General features: G+C 39.2%; 1 protein-coding gene and 1 pseudogene. Both read left to right on the top strand.

Features of this window, described 5'->3' with window-relative positions; genetic code table 11:
• The coding region (locus OM075_RS25540; protein WP_301193382.1) for a transposase at positions 1-321 on the top strand (321 nt) is incomplete at its 5' end.
• 5 nt (positions 322-326) lie between these two features.
• Positions 327-510 (top strand): annotated as a pseudogene (locus OM075_RS25535) (IS5/IS1182 family transposase); the annotation flags it as partial.

Genomic DNA, 510 nt, shown 5'->3' with positions numbered 1-510 from the left:
GGTACTCCTATTCGCACTATGGTTGGCCTATTGCTATTAAAACGCATTTACAACTTAGGCGATGAAACTGTCATAGAGCAATGGGTTCAAAATCCTTATTTTCAATACTTCTGTGGAGAAGCCGAGTTTCAATGGAAACCTCCATGTGATCCATCAGATATGGTCCATTTTAGAAAACGCATTGGTGAACAAGGCGCTGAAAAAATACTTGAAGTTTCCATTAACACCAGAAGAGATGAAATTAAAACTACCAATGATGTGCTTGTAGATACGACTGCCCAAGAGAAAAATATTACCTATCCCACAGATAGCAGCTATTGATAAAAGTGATTAAACGCTGTAATAAAATAGCAAAACAAGAGGGCGTTGAACAAAGGCAAACCTATCAACGCACCATGAAAAAACTATTGTTAATGCAACGCTTTGCACACCACCCCAAACGCAAGAAAGAGGCCAAAGCAGCATTGCGTAAGTTAAGAACTATAGCCGGAAGATTAGTTCGTGAACTAG

The organism is Plebeiibacterium sediminum, assembly GCF_026013605.1.
GTDB classification, from domain to species: Bacteria; Bacteroidota; Bacteroidia; order Bacteroidales; family Marinilabiliaceae; genus Saccharicrinis; species Saccharicrinis sediminus.
This window is presented reverse-complemented; position numbering and strand designations above follow the sequence as displayed.